We start from the raw sequence: 15976 nt of genomic DNA, 5'->3' as shown, positions 1-15976 counted from the left end.
GTCCGCATAGCTGGCGGGTAATGGAAAACTCACCCGCACTGATGGCCGTGCTCGGTCTCCTGCTGGCCTTGTGGACTGCGGGGGCGGTATGGGTGATGCTGCGCGCCAGCACGCGCGAACAGAAATCGCTCTCTGCGCGCAAGACCGCGCAGCGCCTCTCGCGACTGATCGAGGAGGGGCCGGCGATCCCCCTGCTGGTCCGCGCCGACGGGCGGATCGAGGCGCCCGACCGCCTGGCCCGCTGGATCGGGCTCGACCGCGTCCCCGAATATCTCAGCGAGCTGGCCGGGGCGGGGGGGCGCGGCCTGTCGGAGCAGCAGATCGACAATCTGACCCGCGCCGTGCGCCGAACGCAGAAGACCGCCAAGCCCTTCCGCATGGCGATTACCCTGTCGCCGGGAACTGGCAAGTCGCTGGCGCTCCACGGGACGCTGGCCGATCCTGCGGTATCGCCCGGCGGTGCGGCGTTGATCTGGGTGTTCGATTTCAGCGAAAGCGAAGCGGAACTGACGCTGCTGCGCGAAGAGGCCGCCCGCGCGCGCGAGGATTTCGGCGCGCTGGTCGGGCTGATCGAGGCGGCACCCATGCCGATGTGGTTCCGCGGCGGCGACATGCAGTTGCGGCTCGTCAACCAGGCCTATGTCGCGGCGGTGGGAGCGGAAAGCGCCGACCAGGTGGTCGCCGACCAGGTCGAACTGGTCGAGACGGTCAATGGGCGCACCGCGGCGCAGGTCGCCCAGCAGGCGGCCGATCGCCGTCAGCCGATCGAGCGCATCGTCAGCGCTACCATCGACCGCGCGCGGCGCACCATCCGCGTCACCGACCTGCCGCTGATGGGCGAGGGCATCGCCGGCTACGCGGTGGATATCGAGGAGATGGAGGAACAGGCGCGCGAATTCCGCGCCTTCCGCGAGGCGCAGCGCTCGATGCTCGACCAGCTGTCGATCGGCGTGGCGCAGTTCGACGCCGGGCATCGCATGACCTTTGCCAACCAGCCGTTCCACCGCGTGTTCGCGCTCCCGCCCGGCGTGGTCAATGATCGCACCACTTTCGAGCAGATGCTGCTCATCGCGCGTGAAAACGGCCGGATTCCCGAAGTGCGTGATTTCCCCGCCTGGCGGAGCGAACTGGCCGAATGGTTCCTGCGCGATGAACCGCACGAAGAGCCATGGCCGCTTTCGGACGGTACGCATCTACGCATCATCGCGCAGCCGCTGCCCGATGGCGGCCTGGTGATGATCGCCGAAGATCGCACCGAGCAGCTCGCCCTATCGGCGACCCGCGACACGCTGCTGCGGACCCGCACCGCCACTTTCGACAATCTGTTCGAGGCGCTGGCGGTATTCGCGCCCGACGGCCATCTCGAGCTGTGGAACCGCGGTTTTCCCGGCGCTTGGGGGATCGATCCCGAAGTGCTCGATGGCCATCCGCAGGCCGAGGACCTGCTGGCCGCCATTGCCGCCAATCTCGCCGACCCGGCGGGCATCGCACGGATCAACCAGGTCATCCGCGCGGCCACGCTCGATCGCAAGAAGAGCGATGGCCGCATCGAGCTTGCCGATGGCCGGACGCTCGATTTCGCCGGGGTGCCCCTGCCCGACGGTAACGGCATGCTGACCGTCCTCGACGTCACCGCCTCGCGCCAGGCCGAAGAGGCGCTGCGCGAACGCAACCGGGCGCTCGAGGAAGCCGATGCGGTAATGACGCGCTTCCTCGCCAACATGAGCTATGAATTCCGCACCCCGCTGACCTCGATCGGCGGGTTCGCGGAGTTGCTCACCAGCGGCATCGCGGGCGAACTGACGCCGCAGGCGAAGGAATATGCGCAGGCGATCTCGCTTTCGGTCGGCAAGTTGACCGAGCAGGTCGAAAACGTCCTCGATCTCTCACAATCGGAGGCCGGTCTGATGCCGCTGCGCAAGACGAGACTGGAGCTGCTGCCCTTCGTCACGCAGATCGTCCGCCAGCAGGAGCGGCGGATCCTCGACAGCGGCCTGACGCTCGACCTCAAGGGCAATCCCGACAAATCGGTCAAGGCCGATCCGCACCAGCTGCGCCGGGCGATTTCGCAACTGCTCGACAATGCCATCAACGGCACTCCGCGCGGGGGGCGGATCGTGGTCGAAATCGGGCGCAAGCGCGAAGAGACCCGGATCGTCATCTCCGACAACGGTCGCGGGATGAGCCAGCATGAACTCGCCCGCGCGCTCGAAGGCATCCGTATGTCGCCCGACGGCAAGGGAATCGAACGCCGCCAGGGGCTCGGCATCCCGCTCGCCCGCCAATTGATCGAGGCGCATGGCGGTACGCTAGAAATCCATAGCCGCAAGAATGCCGGCACTGTTGCCACGATCATCTTGCCGTGAAGGTTCCGCTGCCCGATCTTGCCGCAATGGAGGCATTCGGCCGGCGGATCGCCGAGCGGCTCCTTCCCGGCGATGTGGTCGCGCTGTCGGGCACGCTCGGGACGGGCAAGACCACGCTTGCCCGCGCTATTCTCGCTGCTCTGGGGCACGAAGGCGAGGTGCCGTCGCCGACCTACACCATCGTCGAGACCTACGATGCACTTCGGCTGCCCGTGGTGCATGCCGATTTTTATCGCCTCGAGGACCCGGGCGAAGTCGAGGAATTGGGGCTCGACGATTACCGCGAGGGCGCGGTCCTGCTTGCCGAATGGCCCGATCATGCGGGTGGCTTTGCGCATGAAGCGGCCTGCCTGGCGATCGATCTCGAAAAAGTGGGAGACGGGCGCGAAGCCGTTGTAACCCCCGGCGCATCTTGGCAAAGCCGCTGGCCATGAGCGACGCGCTAATCGACGATATCCATCACTTCCTGGGCGAGACCGATTGGGAGGGCGCGGAGATCGCCCCGCTGGTAGGCGATGCCAGTTTCCGCCGCTATTTTCGTATCAGGCTGGGCGGCAAGAGCGCGATGCTGATGCATGCGCCGCCCCCGCACGAGGACCCCGGACCGTTCCTTCAGGTGGCGCACTGGCTTGAAACAAACGGGCTGCGCGCACCGCATATCCTGATCGAGGATGCCGCTGCGGGCTGGGTGCTGACCGAGGATTTCGGCGACCAGCGCATGCGCGAGTGGATCGACGAGCACCCCGATGGCGAGCGCGCGATCTATGCCAAGGCGATCGACACGCTGGTGCAGCTCCATCGCCTGCCGCCCGGCCCCTTCGAGCCCTACGACTTGGCGACATATCTGCGCGAGGCGCAGCTGCTGACCGAATGGTATTGCCCGGCGATGGCGCTGACAGTCGACGAGCAAGGCTATCGCGTGGCCTGGACCGCGGCGCTCGAACCGCTGCTGGCACGCCAGAAACCCGGCGTCACCGTGCTGCGCGACTACCATGCCGAGAACATCATGCTGCTCGAACCAGGCAAGCTGGCGGGCGAACAGGGGCTGATCGATTTTCAGGACGCGCTGGTTGGCCATCCGGCCTACGACATCGTCAGCCTGCTGCAGGATGCGCGGCGCGACGTCTCGCCCGACCTCGAACGCGAAATGCTCGGTCGCTACCGCGCCGCCGCCGACCCCGGCGAGCACTTCGAGGCCGATTACGCCCGGCTCGGCGCACAGCGCAACGCCAAGATCGTCGGCATCTTCACGCGCCTGTGGAAGCGCGACGGCAAGGACCGCTACCTGGCAATGATCCCGCGCGTTTGGGAGGCAATGGAACGCGATCTGGCGCATCCGGCGCTGCAGCCGGTGGCCGACTGGTTCGCCGCGAATATACCGCAGCAGATTCGCGACACATCCGGTGGGGAAATCCAGTGACCGACCTCATTTCCGATACCGCCATGGTGATGGCTGCGGGGCTGGGCAAGCGCATGCGCCCGCTGACCGCGGCAACGCCCAAGCCGCTGGTGCGGGTCGGGGGCAGGCCGCTTATCGACCGTACGCTCGACCGGCTCGAGGAAGCCGGGGTCGCCAGGGCAGTGGTCAATGTCCACTATCTCGCCGACGCGATCGAGGCGCATATCGCCGCGCGGGCGGTGCCGAAGGTCGCCTTCTCGGACGAACGCGACCATTTGCTCGAAACGGGTGGCGGCATGGCCAAGGCGCAGGCCGCGGGGCAGCTTCCCGATCCCTTCTTCGCCTGCAATGCCGACAGCATCTGGCTCGACGGCCCGCGCAATGCCTTTGCCGATCTCTCGGCGCGGTGGGACCCCGAGCGGATGGATGCGCTATTGCTGGTGGTCACGCATGCACGGGCGTTCAATTTCGACGGGACCGGCGATTTCTACATGGATCCGGCGGGGCGGCTCAGCCGCAAGAAGCCGGGGCGGATAGCCCCCTTCATCTACACCGGTATCCAACTCGTCTCGCACCGACTGCTGCGCGATGCGCCCGACGGTCCTTTCTCGACCAATGTCCTGTGGGATCGCGCGATCGAAGAAGGGCGCCTCTACGGCGTGGCCTTCACCGGGCAGTGGTACGAGGTCGGTACGCCGGAACACATCCGGCCGACCGAGCAGGCCCTGACGGGTGGCTGAGCGGGCTGGGCCCAGGCTCTATTCGATTGCCGCGCATCGCGGTTTCGCGGATGCGCTCGTGGCCGGGCTCGTTCCGCGCTATGCCGATCCCGAATTCGGGCTCGCCCGACTGACACTGCTGGTTCCCAGCAGCCGCGCCCGGCGGACGATTTCCGAAGCCTTCATCCGCCATGCGGGCGAGACGGGCTCTCCCGGCCTGCTGATGCCGCGGATGGCTGTGGTCGGGGACCTCGACCTCGACGAAACGCTGGGCCCGCTGCTCGACCCGCTCGGTGCGGCCGACATCCCGCCTGCAGTCGATCCCCAACGCCGCCTGTTCACGCTTGCCGGGCTGATTGCCGACACTATGGGCGACGAAGCGCCCGGCGGGGCGACGCTGCTCCGCCTCGCACGCGAAACCGGGGCCACGATGGACCGCCTGCTGGTCGAGGGCGTGGGGCCCGAGGAGCTTGTGGGCGATGCGGTGCTCGATCTCTTCGGATCGCTGTCGGATCACTGGCAGCGAAGCCTCCACCTCTTCGCAACTGTCCAGTCCAAGTGGCTGGCGCAATTGCAGGAATGCAATGCACTCGACGCGGCGGCGCGGCGCAATCGCCTGTTCGATTGGGCGGCACGGCAATGGAAGGAAAATCCTCCCGCCACGCCGATCGTTGCCGCGGGCGTAACCAGCGCGGCGCCTGCCTTGGCAAAGCTGCTGCGCGTGATAGCCGATCTCGAAAACGGGGCGGTGATCCTGCCCGATTTCGACCTGACCATGCCGCCCGCCGTGTGGGACGAACTCGGCCGCGCGGGGGCGGCGCCCGGACCAGGCGAAACGCCTTTCGCGCGCGAGGATGCGGTCACTCACCCGCAATATCACCTCAAGCTGCTGCTCAATCGCATGGGCGTGGCGCGCGAGGAGGTGCAGCCCTGGCATCGCAAGGGCCTTGCAGCCGCAGCGCCCGCGCGAAGCCATGCCATCGGTTCGCTCTTCCTCCCGCCCGAGGCGAGCAAGAACTGGGTAACGCTGCCGCCCGAGAAGCGCCGCCTGTCGGGCGTGCGGATCATGACCGCGGCCAATCCGGAAGAGGAAGCGCAGGCGATCGCGCTGCTGGTACGCGAGGCGGTGGAGCAACCCGAGAAGCGCGTGGCGCTGGTCACACCCGACCGCGCGCTGGCGCGGCGCGTGGTGCATCACCTCGATCGCTGGAACATCGCCACAGATGATTCTGCGGGGCGACCGCTGTCGCAGACCGCCGCGGGACGGCTGCTGTTGCTGCTCGCCGAAGTCATGGCCGATGGTGCCGCGCCGGTGCCGTTGATGGGGCTGCTCGGCCATCCGTTGGTCGATGGCGGAATGGAGCGCGGCGCCTGGCTACGCCAGCTGCGCCGGGTCGAACGCGCGTTGCGCGGTCCGAGAAAGGCGGGCGGGCTAGCACCGGTGGCAGTGATCGCGGCAAAGCTGGAAGAGCGCCATCCAAGCGTGGCCGAATGGTATGCGGCGGTCGAGGCGGCACTCGCCCCGCTGCTGGCGCTCGCAATGAAGGAGGGCATGGCGTTCGCCGACCTGCTCGATGCGCTCGTCGCAAGCGGCGAAGCGCTGTGCGGCGAGGCGCTGTGGAGCCGGGAGGACGGGCGCTCGCTCGCCACCTTCGTCGAGGCACTGCGCCTTCACGCGCGCGATGCCGGTTTCACGCTCGCACCGGGGGAAGCGGCCATCGCGCTGCGCGATGCGATGGAGCAGGTCGCGGTGCGCCCGCCCTATGGCGGCCACGCGCGCGTCCAGGTGCTCGGCCTGCTTGAAAGCCGGATGAACCGCGCCGAACTGGTCATCTGCGCGGGGCTCACCGAGGGCGTCTGGCCTACCCGCGGCGGGGTCGACGCCTTGCTCGCCCCGCCGGTATTGCGCGCGCTCGGCGTGCCTGGCGCCGACTTCCGCATCGGCCTCTCGGCGCACGATCTCGCCGGTGCGATGGGCGCCCCCGAAGTGGTGCTCTCCCATGCGCAGCGCGACGAGGCGGGGCCGGCGATCCCCTCGCGATTCCTGCTCCGCGTCCAGGCGTTGCTGGGCGAACAGCTGGGGGATCACGAGGAAACCGCTGCGATCGAACTCGCGCGCGCCATGACGCGTGCGCCCGCCGCCCCGCGCTATATGCGACCGGCGCCCGATCCCGCGCCCGAGCAGCGCGACGTCGACATTTCCGCCACCGCGCTCGACCGGCTGCTGGGCGATCCCTACCAGTTCTACGCCGACCGGATCATGGGATTGAAGGATCTCGACGCGCTCGATGCGGAGCCCTCGGCGCCGTGGCAGGGCACGGTCGCGCACGCGATTCTGCAACGCTGGCACGAGGCGCGCGAGAAGGATGACGGCGCAAGGCTCGCGCCGATCATGGAGGCGGTGCTCGACGAGGAAAACGCCGATCCGCTGATGCGCGGGTTGTGGCGGCCGCGTCTCGAGGCGGCACTGCGCTGGATCGAGGATAGGGTCACGCATGCCGAGGACCGCACCGTGCTCGCAGTCGAGAAAAAGGGCGCAATGACTTTCGAGGGCGTACATGTCCATGGCCGCGCCGACCGGATCGACCGGCTCGCCGACGGCAGCCTCGCCATCGTCGACTACAAGACCGGGACGCCGCCGAGCGCGGCGAAGGTCGAGGCGGGCTTCGCGCTCCAGCTGGGCATTCTTGGCCTCATCGCCGAGCGCGGCGGGTTCGAGGGGCTGTCCGGCGATCCCTCAACCTATGAATACTGGTCGCTGGGCAAGGCGAAACCCGAGAATCCTTACGGCTTCGGCTATGTCGAGGTGCCGCTCAAGGTGGGCAACAAGCGATCGGGAGTGGCGCCCGAGGATTTCCTGCCGCTGACCGCCGACAAGCTGACGCTTGCCATTGCGCGTTTCATCAAGGGCGGCGACGCCTTCACCGCGCGTGAGAACCCCAATTACGAAGGCTACGACACCTATGACCAGCTGATGCGACTCGACGAGTGGATCGCGCACCAGGACGGGGGCGAGGCGGCATGAGCGGGGCGGTCTACGAACTGCAGGACAAGCAACGGCTCGCGGTCGATCCGCTCGGCAGCGTCTGGCTTTCGGCGAGCGCGGGGACCGGCAAGACGCAGGTGCTTTCGGCGCGCGTGTTACGGCTGCTGCTCGAACCCGGAGCCGATCCGTCGCAGGTGTTGTGCCTTACTTTCACCAAGGCCGGCGCGGCGGAAATGGCTGTGCGCGTCAACGCCGTCCTCGCGCGCTGGGTGCGGATGGACGATGCGCAGCTGGGCAAGGAGCTGGGCTATCTCGGCGCGCCTGCCGATCCCGAGACACGCTCGCGCGCCCGAGCGCTGTTCGCCCGCGTGCTCGATTGCCCGGGCGGGGGCCTCAGGATCGATACGATCCATGCATTCGCGCAATACCTCCTCGCCGCCTTCCCGGGCGAGGCGGGGATATTGCCCGGAACACGCCCGATGGAAGATCGCGAGCGCGACCTGCTGAGCCGCGAAGTTCTCGCCGACTTGCTGTCCGACGGCGACCCGCGTGTCACCGAAGCAATCGCCGAAATGAGCAAGCGCAAGGGGCCCGATGCGGTGCGCAGCTGGCTGATGCGCTGTGCAAGGTATGGCGACCTGTGGCACGGACCGGGAAGCTGGCAGCCGCCGATGCGCCCACGCGTCCATCGCCTGCTCGGCACTCCTGCCGATGCCGATGGGGCTTGGGTGGCCGAGGCGTGTTCGGACGAGGCTTTCCCGGTTGCATCCCTGCGCGCCTGTATCGCGGCGACACGCGGCTGGTCGGCGAAGACCGGCCAGCAATGTGCCGATTTCCTCGAAAGCTGGCTCGCAAGCGACGTCGCGACACGGCTTGATCGGCTCGACGAATTTCTCGACACGCTTCTCAAAAAGGACGGGACGCCTCGCAAGATGGCAGGCGCCGAGAAGATCGATCCCGCCCTGCCTGCCAATCAGGTGCGGGTGGCCGATGCCGTCGCGGCGGTGCGCGAGCGCGCCGCGCTGCTCGACCTCGCCGGTTTCCTCGCGCCGCAGCTCGAGGCGGGGCGCGCCTTCGCGCTTGCCTGGGACAAGGCCAAGGAGCGCGAGGGACTGGTCGATTTCGACGATCTCATCGCCCGGGCGGCCACGCTGCTGTCCGACAGCGCGATGTCGGAGTGGATCCGCTACAAGCTCGATCGCAGCTTCGACCATATCCTCGTCGACGAGGCGCAGGATACCAATGAAGCGCAATGGGCGATCGTGAAGGCGCTCACGAGCGATTATTTCGACGGCGAGGGCGCGCGCGGGGATGCTGTGCGCACGATCTTCGCGGTGGGCGACTACAAGCAGGCGATCTTCGGCTTCCAGGGTACCAGTCCGGAAAATTTCCGCGAAGCGCGCGACTATTTCCGCGAGCGGATGAATGCGGCAGCAGCCTCTGCGCGCGAGCTGCGCGGCGGCCCCGACATGCGCGGGCTGGCGGAATACGGTCTCGGACGTAGCTATCGCACCAACCAGGAAGTGCTCGGCTTCGTCGACCGGGCGATCGGGGCCATCGGCTACAAGGGATTCGGCCTCGATACGCCCGCCGATCCGCACAGTGGCAGCGGTGAACCGGGGCTGGTCGGGCTGTGGCAGGTTGTCCGCGTAGCAGAAGCGGAGGACGACGAAGGGGAGGGCGAGACCGAAGGCTGGCTGGCGCGCCACGACCGCCTGCTGGCCGACCGTATAGCGCAGCAGGTCGCCGCGTGGCTCGATCCCGCGGGCGATGGCCTTACCCTGTCCAAGGGCGGTCAGCGCCGCGCCACGGCGGGCGATGTCATGGTTCTCGTCCAGAAGCGGCGCGAACTCGCCTCGCTGATAGTCGCGCGACTCTATCGCCACGGCGTGCCAGTGGCCGGGGTCGACCGGCTGCGGCTGGGCAACCCGCTGGCGGTAAAGGATCTCATGGCAGCGCTGCGTTTCGCCGCGCAGCCGCTCGACGATCTGACGCTCGCCAGCCTGCTGGTCTCGCCTTTGCTCGGTTGGAGCCAGGAAGATTTGCTGGAGCACGGCCATCGCCCGCGCGGCATGCGGCTGTGGGAGCACCTGCGCGCAAGCGACGATCCTGTGGTCCTCGCCACCGTCGCGTCGCTGCTCGAAATCCTGCGTCGCGCCGATTTCGACAGCCCGCAACAATTGCTCCACTGGATATTGCTCGGCCCGCTCGACGGCCGCCGGCGGCTCGTCGCGCGGCTGGGCCGCGAGGCGAACGATCCGATCGACGAGCTGCTTAACGCCGCCAACGCCTATTCCAGCGCGCATACCGCCAGCCTGCAGGGCTTCATCCGCTGGTTCGACGCGGGCGATGGCGAGCTGAAGCGCGAGGCGGGCGCGGGCGGCGATCAGGTTCGTGTGATGACCGTCCACGGCTCGAAGGGGCTGGAGGCGCCGATCGTTATTCTCGCCGATGCCGCTATCCGCCCCGACGGCGCTGGCGAGCTGGTCTTGCGCGAGGACTTGCCCGGCACCGAGCGGCGTCGCGAAATTCCGCTGCCTGCGCTCGGCAAGGACGAAAAGGTCGGCCCGGTTGCGCGCGCCGACGAGGTCGAGGCGGCAAAGGCGATGCAGGAACATTGGCGCCTGCTGTATGTGGCGTTGACCCGCGCGCAGGAGGCGCTGTTCATTACCGGCTCGCTTGGGCCCCGGGACGCGCGCAACGGCCCGCATGATGACAGCTGGTACGCGCGCCTCAAGCCGCTATTCGGCGAGGACGAGGGACTGGCCGATCCGATCTGGGGCGCCCGCTGGGAACTGGGCGAACACGCCCCGTCGGTCCCGGCAACCAAGCACGCCCCCGCAGCAGAAGAGCTGCCGCCGCTGCCCGGCTGGGCGACGCGTCCGGTCGGGCCCGAGCCGCGCCCTCCGCGTCCGCTGGCGCCCTCGGGGCTGGGCGAGGTCGAAGGCAGCGACCCGCCGCTTCCGCCCGGCAGCGCAAGCGCGGCCGCGCGGCGCGGGACACTGATCCATGCGCTGCTCGAGCGTCTCCCTCTGGTCTCCCCTGCCGAGCGGGCCGCCAAGGCAGACTCCTGGCTGGCGCGTCAGGCGCCCGATCTGGGCGCTACCGAGCGCGAGGAAATGCTCGCCAGCGCCATGGCGGTGCTCGACGATCCCGGATTTGCAGCGGTCTTCGGGCCTGATGCGCTGGCCGAAGTTCCGCTGGCCGCCACCGTCGAGGGGCAAGTGGTGATGGGCACCGCCGACCGCCTGCTGGTCACGCCCGAGACGGTCCGCGTGGTCGACTTCAAGACCGCGCGCCGCCCGCCCGCCACGCTCGACGCCGTTCCCGACGCCACGATGAAGCAGATGGCGGCCTATGTCGCTGCGCTGGAGGTCATCTATCCCGGGCGCCGGATCGAGGCGGCGGTGCTCTATACCCAGACGCCGCGGCTCTTCGTCTTGCCGCCCGCGCGAATGGCTGCCTACAAGAGCGCGTTTGCGGCGCCGCAGGAAAGTTTTGCCCTGCCGCCCGTTGTGTAATCGAACCGGCGGCCCACATCGGCAGCCGAAGGAACTTCAGGAGATACCCCATGGCCACCACCGCCGTCACCGACGCCAGCTTCAAGTCCGACGTGCTCGAAAGCGACAAGCCCGTGCTGGTCGATTTCTGGGCCGACTGGTGCGGTCCGTGCAAGATGATCGCCCCCGCGCTCGAAGAGCTGAGCGACGAGTTGGGCGACAAGGTCACCATCGCCAAGATGGACATCATGGAAAATCCCGACGTGCCCGGCGCAATGGGCGTGCAGTCGATCCCCTTCCTCGTGCTTTTCAAGAATGGTGAACCGGCAGCGCAGATGCGTGGCGCGGCTCCGAAAGGCCAGCTTAAGCAGTGGCTTGAAGGCGCGCTTTAATCCATTTTCGCATATAGCGCGGCAAGCTCGTCCCACAGGGCGGGGCTTGCCGCACCGAGCAGGCCCGGCCGGTCCCATTCGTCGACGCGATAGGGGGATCCGTCGGGCCTTGCCGCTTTTCCACCCGCCTCGTTGAGCCACAATACACCGGCGGCATGGTCCCAGGCGAGCGTGCGCTCGAAGATCGACACGTCGTTCACGCCCAGTGCCAGACGCGGATATTGCTCAGCCGCGCAGAAGGGGATGTCGACCAGCTCGTAATTGGGAGAGATATGGCGCCGCGTCGCTTCGCGGCGCTCCTCTTTCATGAATATCAGCGAAATGGCGCCGATCGGCGGCGTCCTGCCCGTCGGCGCCGAAACGATGGCTTCGCCGTCGACACTCGCTCCGTGGCCTTCGTGCGCGACGCAGAACCGCCCCGAGAGGCAATCGAAGATCCAGCCCGAACGGGCCACGCCGCCATCGGCGCGGGCGACGATGATGCCGAAAGGCGGTTTTCCGTGCGCGAAATTGCGTGTGCCGTCGATCGGGTCGACGATCCAGCAGGGCCGGTCGAGCCTATCGAGGATCGAAGGATCGGCGTGTGCCGCCTCCTCACCGACGAATGCGAGCGAGCCGTCAATGGCTGCAAGCCCTTCGCGCAGCAGTGCCTCGCTTTCCCTGTCGGCGATGGTGACGGGATCGTTGCCGCCCTTGTCCTCGACCTCGCCTGCCGAGAGGTTGCGGTAGCGCGGCAGGATCGCCTGCTCGGTTACCCGCTTCATCAGCGCAAGCATATCGGCGTCGAGCGCCCGATCATCCTGAGCTTGCCGAAGGGTCAAGAACGGTAGTCCGCGTTGATCGCGATATAGCCGTGGGTCAGATCGCAGGTCCACACGGTGCCGCGGCCCGAACCGATGCCGAGATCGACATCGATACGGATATCCTCGCCCTCGAGATGCTGCGCGACCGGTGCCTCGTCGTAATCGGGCAATGGCTGCCCGTCCCTGGCCGCCCAAGTGCCGCCGAAGCCGATCGACAGGCGGTCGCGGTCGGCGGGTTCGCCGGCCTTGCCCACTGCCATGACCACGCGACCCCAGTTCGCGTCGCCGCCGGCGATCGCTGTCTTGACCAGCGGCGAATTGGCGATGGCAAGCCCGACGCGGCGCGCGCTCGCGTCGCTGTCTGCACCCGTCACTGCGATCTCGATGAACTTCTGCGCACCCTCGCCATCGCGCACGACGAGCTGCGCAAGCTCGCGGCAGACCTCGAGAAGCGCGGCGTAGAAGGCATCGGCCCCCGCATCGTCCCACGAGGCGAGCGGCGCATTGCCTGCCTTGCCGGTGGCGAAGGCGAGCACGGTGTCGCTGGTCGAGGTATCGCCGTCGACCGTGATGCAGGAAAAGGTGGCGGCATTCGCCGTTGCGAGCATTTCCTGGAGGAATGCGGCTTCGACCGCCGCTTCGGTGAAGACATAGCCGAGCATGGTCGCCATGTCGGGCGCGATCATGCCGCTGCCCTTGATGATGCCGACAAGTTCGACACGCGCCTCTCCGAGCATCGCCGCCGCTCTGGCGCCCTTGGTAAAGGTATCGGTCGTGCCGATCGCGCGCGCGGCATCTTCCCAATCGCATGGCGCGGCGTCGAGCGCGGCCGCGATACCCGCCCTGGCCTTGTCCTTGGGCAGCGGGACGCCGATCACTCCGGTGGAAGAAACGAAGACTTCCTCGCCGCTACAGCCGAGCGCATCGGACACCTGCGCGACGATCTGCTCGACCGCCTCGCGCCCGCGATATCCGGTGAAGGCGTTGGAATTGCCGGCATTGACTATGAGCGCACGTGCGTAGCCCTGCTTCACTTGCTCGCGCCCCATCTCGACCTCGCTCGAGGCGCAGGCGCTGGTGGTGAAAACGCCGGCCACCGCTGTGCCTTCGGCGAGCTCTATGAAGGTCAGGTCGGCGCGGTCCCAGGTCTTGTAGCCCGCCCGCGCTACGCGCACCGTCACGCCGTCTATCTGCGGCAAGTCGGGAAAGGGACGGGCTAGTCGGGAGCGTTCGAGATCCATCTCCGCGCGCTAGCCCTCCCGCGCGCGGCAGACAAGCGTCAGGCCATGCGCGCTGCGCCCTTCGGCACCAGCAGGAAGGCCACGAGATAGAGCAGGCCGGTCAGGATCAGCAGATTGTTGTACCCGGTGAACAGCGCGGCGTATTCGAGGCACCCGCCGACGATAGTGCCGAGCAGGTTGATGGCGAAGGCCGATTGCGAATCGCCGCTTTCGCGGAAGCGTTTCGCGAAGGCTATATTGGCAAGATAGATCGGCAGGAAGGCGAGCACGGTTGCCGCCACGAGACGGGGCCAGAATGCCAGCGACAGCAGCCATTCGGGTTTGACGATCCACGCGGCTGCCAGCGAGACGGCCATCGCCAGGAAGACAACCTTCAGCGGCGGCGTCTTGACGCGTCTCTCGGTCTCCACGGCAGCGAGCACGATCACCAGCACGCCGGCAAATACCAGCGCGTTGACGAACCAGGTCGTGCCGAACAACAGCGCAAAGGTGGCGATGTTCTTCGTTTCGAGCAGCAGGAAGGCCGCCCCCATGAAGAACAGGTCGGCATAGGGCCGCATCGTGCCGAGCGGCCCGCCGAGCACGCGCACGGTGACGAGCGATGCGAGCAGGATAGCGGCGATGGTAATGGCGTAGACCGGCGGGAAGCGGGTGCCGCGGAAGTAGAGGAAGGGCGCGTCATCCTTCACGGTGGTGACCTCTGACGTCGGAACCCAGCGATCGTCGCAGCTTTGCGATCCCTGCTTCATGGCCACGCTGACGACGGCCTGCGCATCGGCCCATGTGTCGACGCAGGGCTCGTGTCCGAAAACCTTTTGCGCGGTCCCCGCGAGGCGGTCGATCAGCCAGGGTTCGCGGTAGTAATTGTACATCGCGAAGGCGCCGTCGGGCTTCAGCACGCGCCGCACGGAGGCCATGGCTTCTTCGGTGAACAGGAAGGTCTCGAGCCGGATTTGCGACGCTCCGCTGACCAGTGTGAGCGAGTCGGGCAAGGCGAACAGGACCAGGTCATACTTGCGGTCGGTGTTCTGGAGGAAGGCGCGCCCATCGTTGACATGGCGCACCACGCCGGGATTGGCGTAGGGCCGGTCGATGTTGCGGTCCACGCCGATTTGCATGATCTGCGGGTCGATATCGACGGCATCGACGTGTTTCGCCCCCTTGCTCAGGGCGATCGCGACATCGGATCCGGACCCTGCACCGACGATCAGGACATCGTCGAGCTTGTGCGGCAGACGCAGATAGGGCGTTTCGTAGATCCGCTCGCCCTGTTCGAGCTTCCAATCGGCCGGGGCCATCAACTGATGCGTGACGCCATTGGCACTGATCATGACGAAACCAGCATCCGCCCGTTCCATCTCCTCGGTATGGATCTTGTAGTAGGGCGACCAGGTCACGCCGGGAGTGAAGGTTTCCATGGCCAGCCCTGCCAGGAGTATGACTGCCCACCCGGCGCTGGCCAGTCGCCTCGCCGGACGGGTTAGCACCATGATCGGCACCATGGCGACGAGGCCCCAGACCAGCGATGGGGCGTGAAGAAAACTGAGCGCGGTGAACCCGAGTATTCCCGCGAGCGACCCGATCAGGTCATAGCGGTAGGCCGAAAGCGGGCGCAGCTCGGCGAAGCAGCGCCCGACCAGTTCGGCAGGCCCGGCGAGGATGACCGCCACCAGTACGAAGATGATCGGAAGTGCCAGCCAGGCCGGCGGACCTTCGATCTCGAGCGCGGTGAAATAGATGAGGTCCGATCCCTGGCGTTCGATCGAAACGGGAAAATTGATCACGCCGATCACGAGGATCGCGAGCAGCGGCAGCGCGATCGGCCAGATCGACCATTCGCGGCGACTGATCAGGAATCCGGCGCCGATACCGAGAAACGAGCCCAGCAGGACGAAGTTCGAAAAGTAGGACAGGTGGACGATATTCGATCCGAGCCAACGGATCAGGGCGAGTTCGAGGAACAGCATCAACCCGCTTGCCCACAGCAGGCGGACGACCACCGCCCGGTCGTCGGTCTCGTCGGCCGGAAGATTGGTGGTGCTTGCCATGGTCTCCATGGTCGCTTCGACCGAATTCATTTCTTTCCCCCGAGATCCCGTTTCGGCGGGCAAGGCTAGGCATTTGTGGTTTCCATAACGCTAACGGAGAGGGAATTGCGCGGGATTGCGCAAATGCGGTTTGCAGAGATGTGCGCTGCGAGGGCTTTGGGCTGGACGATCCACTCACCGGGCACTATCTCGGCCCGCAGGATGCTCAAACGCCTGATTACCCTGCTCGCGCTCCTGACCGGCCTCGCCGCCGCGGGTGCGCCTGCGCAGGCGATGGTCTACGACGCCGGGGCGGGGGTCGAACTCGCCGCAGGCGCGGAAGGGCCGTGCAAGAGCGATGCCTGTGAATGTCCCGGCGCCGTACGCCTGTCGCTTGCAAGCCCGCCCACCGCGAAGGCCTGCAAGCCGACCCCCGTGGTCACGGTCGTCATCCCGACCGTGCAGCTGGGCGTAGACCGCGCCTACGAATAGCGCCTGCTTCCGAAAAGCACCCGTTTCTGCCCGGCACGGCCAGCGTGCGCG

General features: G+C 67.1%; 11 protein-coding genes. 8 read left to right on the top strand and 3 right to left on the bottom strand.

Annotated elements, in window-relative coordinates; translation table 11 throughout:
• Positions 1 to 20: 20 nt before the first annotated feature.
• From ACEQZ0_RS04295 to trxA, 7 genes are read left to right on the top strand one after another with little or no spacing between them, the layout of a single operon-like run.
• On the top strand, positions 21 to 2366 hold the full coding sequence (locus ACEQZ0_RS04295; RefSeq protein ID WP_370188724.1) for a PAS-domain containing protein: 2346 nt from the start codon (positions 21 to 23) through the stop codon (positions 2364 to 2366).
• Positions 2363 to 2800 (top strand): tRNA (adenosine(37)-N6)-threonylcarbamoyltransferase complex ATPase subunit type 1 TsaE, encoded by a 438-nt coding sequence (gene tsaE, locus ACEQZ0_RS04290; protein WP_370188721.1) that lies wholly within the window; start codon positions 2363 to 2365, stop codon positions 2798 to 2800. The genes ACEQZ0_RS04295 and tsaE overlap by 4 nt, the downstream gene beginning before the upstream one ends.
• Positions 2797 to 3786, top strand: coding sequence for an aminoglycoside phosphotransferase family protein (locus ACEQZ0_RS04285; protein ID WP_370188719.1), 990 nt, complete (start codon positions 2797 to 2799; stop codon positions 3784 to 3786). The genes tsaE and ACEQZ0_RS04285 overlap by 4 nt, the downstream gene beginning before the upstream one ends.
• Positions 3783 to 4505 carry a nucleotidyltransferase family protein gene (locus ACEQZ0_RS04280; RefSeq protein ID WP_370188717.1) on the top strand — a complete coding sequence of 241 codons (723 nt, stop codon included), beginning with the start codon at positions 3783 to 3785 and terminating at the stop codon, positions 4503 to 4505. The genes ACEQZ0_RS04285 and ACEQZ0_RS04280 overlap by 4 nt, the downstream gene beginning before the upstream one ends.
• Positions 4498 to 7509, top strand: coding sequence for a double-strand break repair protein AddB (gene addB, locus ACEQZ0_RS04275; RefSeq protein ID WP_370188715.1), 3012 nt, complete (start codon positions 4498 to 4500; stop codon positions 7507 to 7509). Before ACEQZ0_RS04280 ends, addB begins: the two co-directional genes overlap by 8 nt.
• Entirely contained in the window at positions 7506 to 10991 is a 3486-nt protein-coding gene (addA, locus tag ACEQZ0_RS04270) for a double-strand break repair helicase AddA (RefSeq protein WP_370188712.1), read from the top strand. The genes addB and addA overlap by 4 nt, the downstream gene beginning before the upstream one ends.
• A 50-nt stretch (positions 10992 to 11041) precedes the next feature.
• Positions 11042 to 11362 carry a thioredoxin gene (gene trxA / locus ACEQZ0_RS04265; protein ID WP_221603678.1) on the top strand — a complete coding sequence of 107 codons (321 nt, stop codon included), beginning with the start codon at positions 11042 to 11044 and terminating at the stop codon, positions 11360 to 11362.
• Here the strand turns inward: trxA and ACEQZ0_RS04260 are convergent.
• The 3 genes from ACEQZ0_RS04260 to ACEQZ0_RS04250 are packed head-to-tail and all read right to left on the bottom strand — an operon-like array spanning position 11359 to position 15484.
• Complete coding sequence (locus tag ACEQZ0_RS04260; RefSeq protein ID WP_370189933.1) at positions 11359 to 12138, bottom strand: inositol monophosphatase; 780 nt, start codon at positions 12136 to 12138, stop codon at positions 11359 to 11361. The genes trxA and ACEQZ0_RS04260 overlap by 4 nt on opposite strands.
• Positions 12139 to 12179: 41 nt before the next feature.
• Entirely contained in the window at positions 12180 to 13406 is a 1227-nt protein-coding gene (argJ, locus tag ACEQZ0_RS04255; RefSeq protein WP_370188710.1) for a bifunctional glutamate N-acetyltransferase/amino-acid acetyltransferase ArgJ, read from the bottom strand.
• A 38-nt stretch (positions 13407 to 13444) separates the two neighbouring features.
• Positions 13445 to 15484: a spermidine synthase gene (locus ACEQZ0_RS04250; protein WP_370188708.1), complete on the bottom strand. Its 2040-nt coding sequence runs from the start codon at positions 15482 to 15484 to the stop codon at positions 13445 to 13447.
• Positions 15485 to 15655: 171 nt separating this feature from the next.
• Here ACEQZ0_RS04250 and ACEQZ0_RS04245 point away from each other — a divergent pair, with 171 nt between their 5' ends.
• Positions 15656 to 15925, top strand: coding sequence for a hypothetical protein (locus tag ACEQZ0_RS04245; RefSeq protein WP_370188706.1), 270 nt, complete (start codon positions 15656 to 15658; stop codon positions 15923 to 15925).
• The last annotated feature ends 51 nt before the right edge of the window (positions 15926 to 15976 follow it).

Source organism: Qipengyuania sp. (genome assembly GCF_964227205.1).
In the GTDB taxonomy this organism is placed as follows: Bacteria; Pseudomonadota; Alphaproteobacteria; order Sphingomonadales; family Sphingomonadaceae; genus Qipengyuania.
The sequence above is the reverse complement of the archived record's forward strand: the minus strand, read 5'-3'. Positions and strand labels throughout refer to the sequence as shown.

Coding starts and splice junctions, on each gene's coding strand:
- ACEQZ0_RS04295 (WP_370188724.1), top strand. CDS start 21: ATGGAAAACTCACCCGCACTGATGGCCGTGCTCGGTCTCCTGCTGGCC.
- ACEQZ0_RS04285 (WP_370188719.1), top strand. CDS start 2,797: ATGAGCGACGCGCTAATCGACGATATCCATCACTTCCTGGGCGAGACC.
- addA (WP_370188712.1), top strand. CDS start 7,506: ATGAGCGGGGCGGTCTACGAACTGCAGGACAAGCAACGGCTCGCGGTC.
- trxA (WP_221603678.1), top strand. CDS start 11,042: ATGGCCACCACCGCCGTCACCGACGCCAGCTTCAAGTCCGACGTGCTC.
- ACEQZ0_RS04260 (WP_370189933.1), bottom strand. CDS start 12,138: ATGCTTGCGCTGATGAAGCGGGTAACCGAGCAGGCGATCCTGCCGCGC.
- argJ (WP_370188710.1), bottom strand. CDS start 13,406: ATGGATCTCGAACGCTCCCGACTAGCCCGTCCCTTTCCCGACTTGCCG.
- ACEQZ0_RS04250 (WP_370188708.1), bottom strand. CDS start 15,484: ATGAATTCGGTCGAAGCGACCATGGAGACCATGGCAAGCACCACCAAT.
- ACEQZ0_RS04245 (WP_370188706.1), top strand. CDS start 15,656: ATGCTCAAACGCCTGATTACCCTGCTCGCGCTCCTGACCGGCCTCGCC.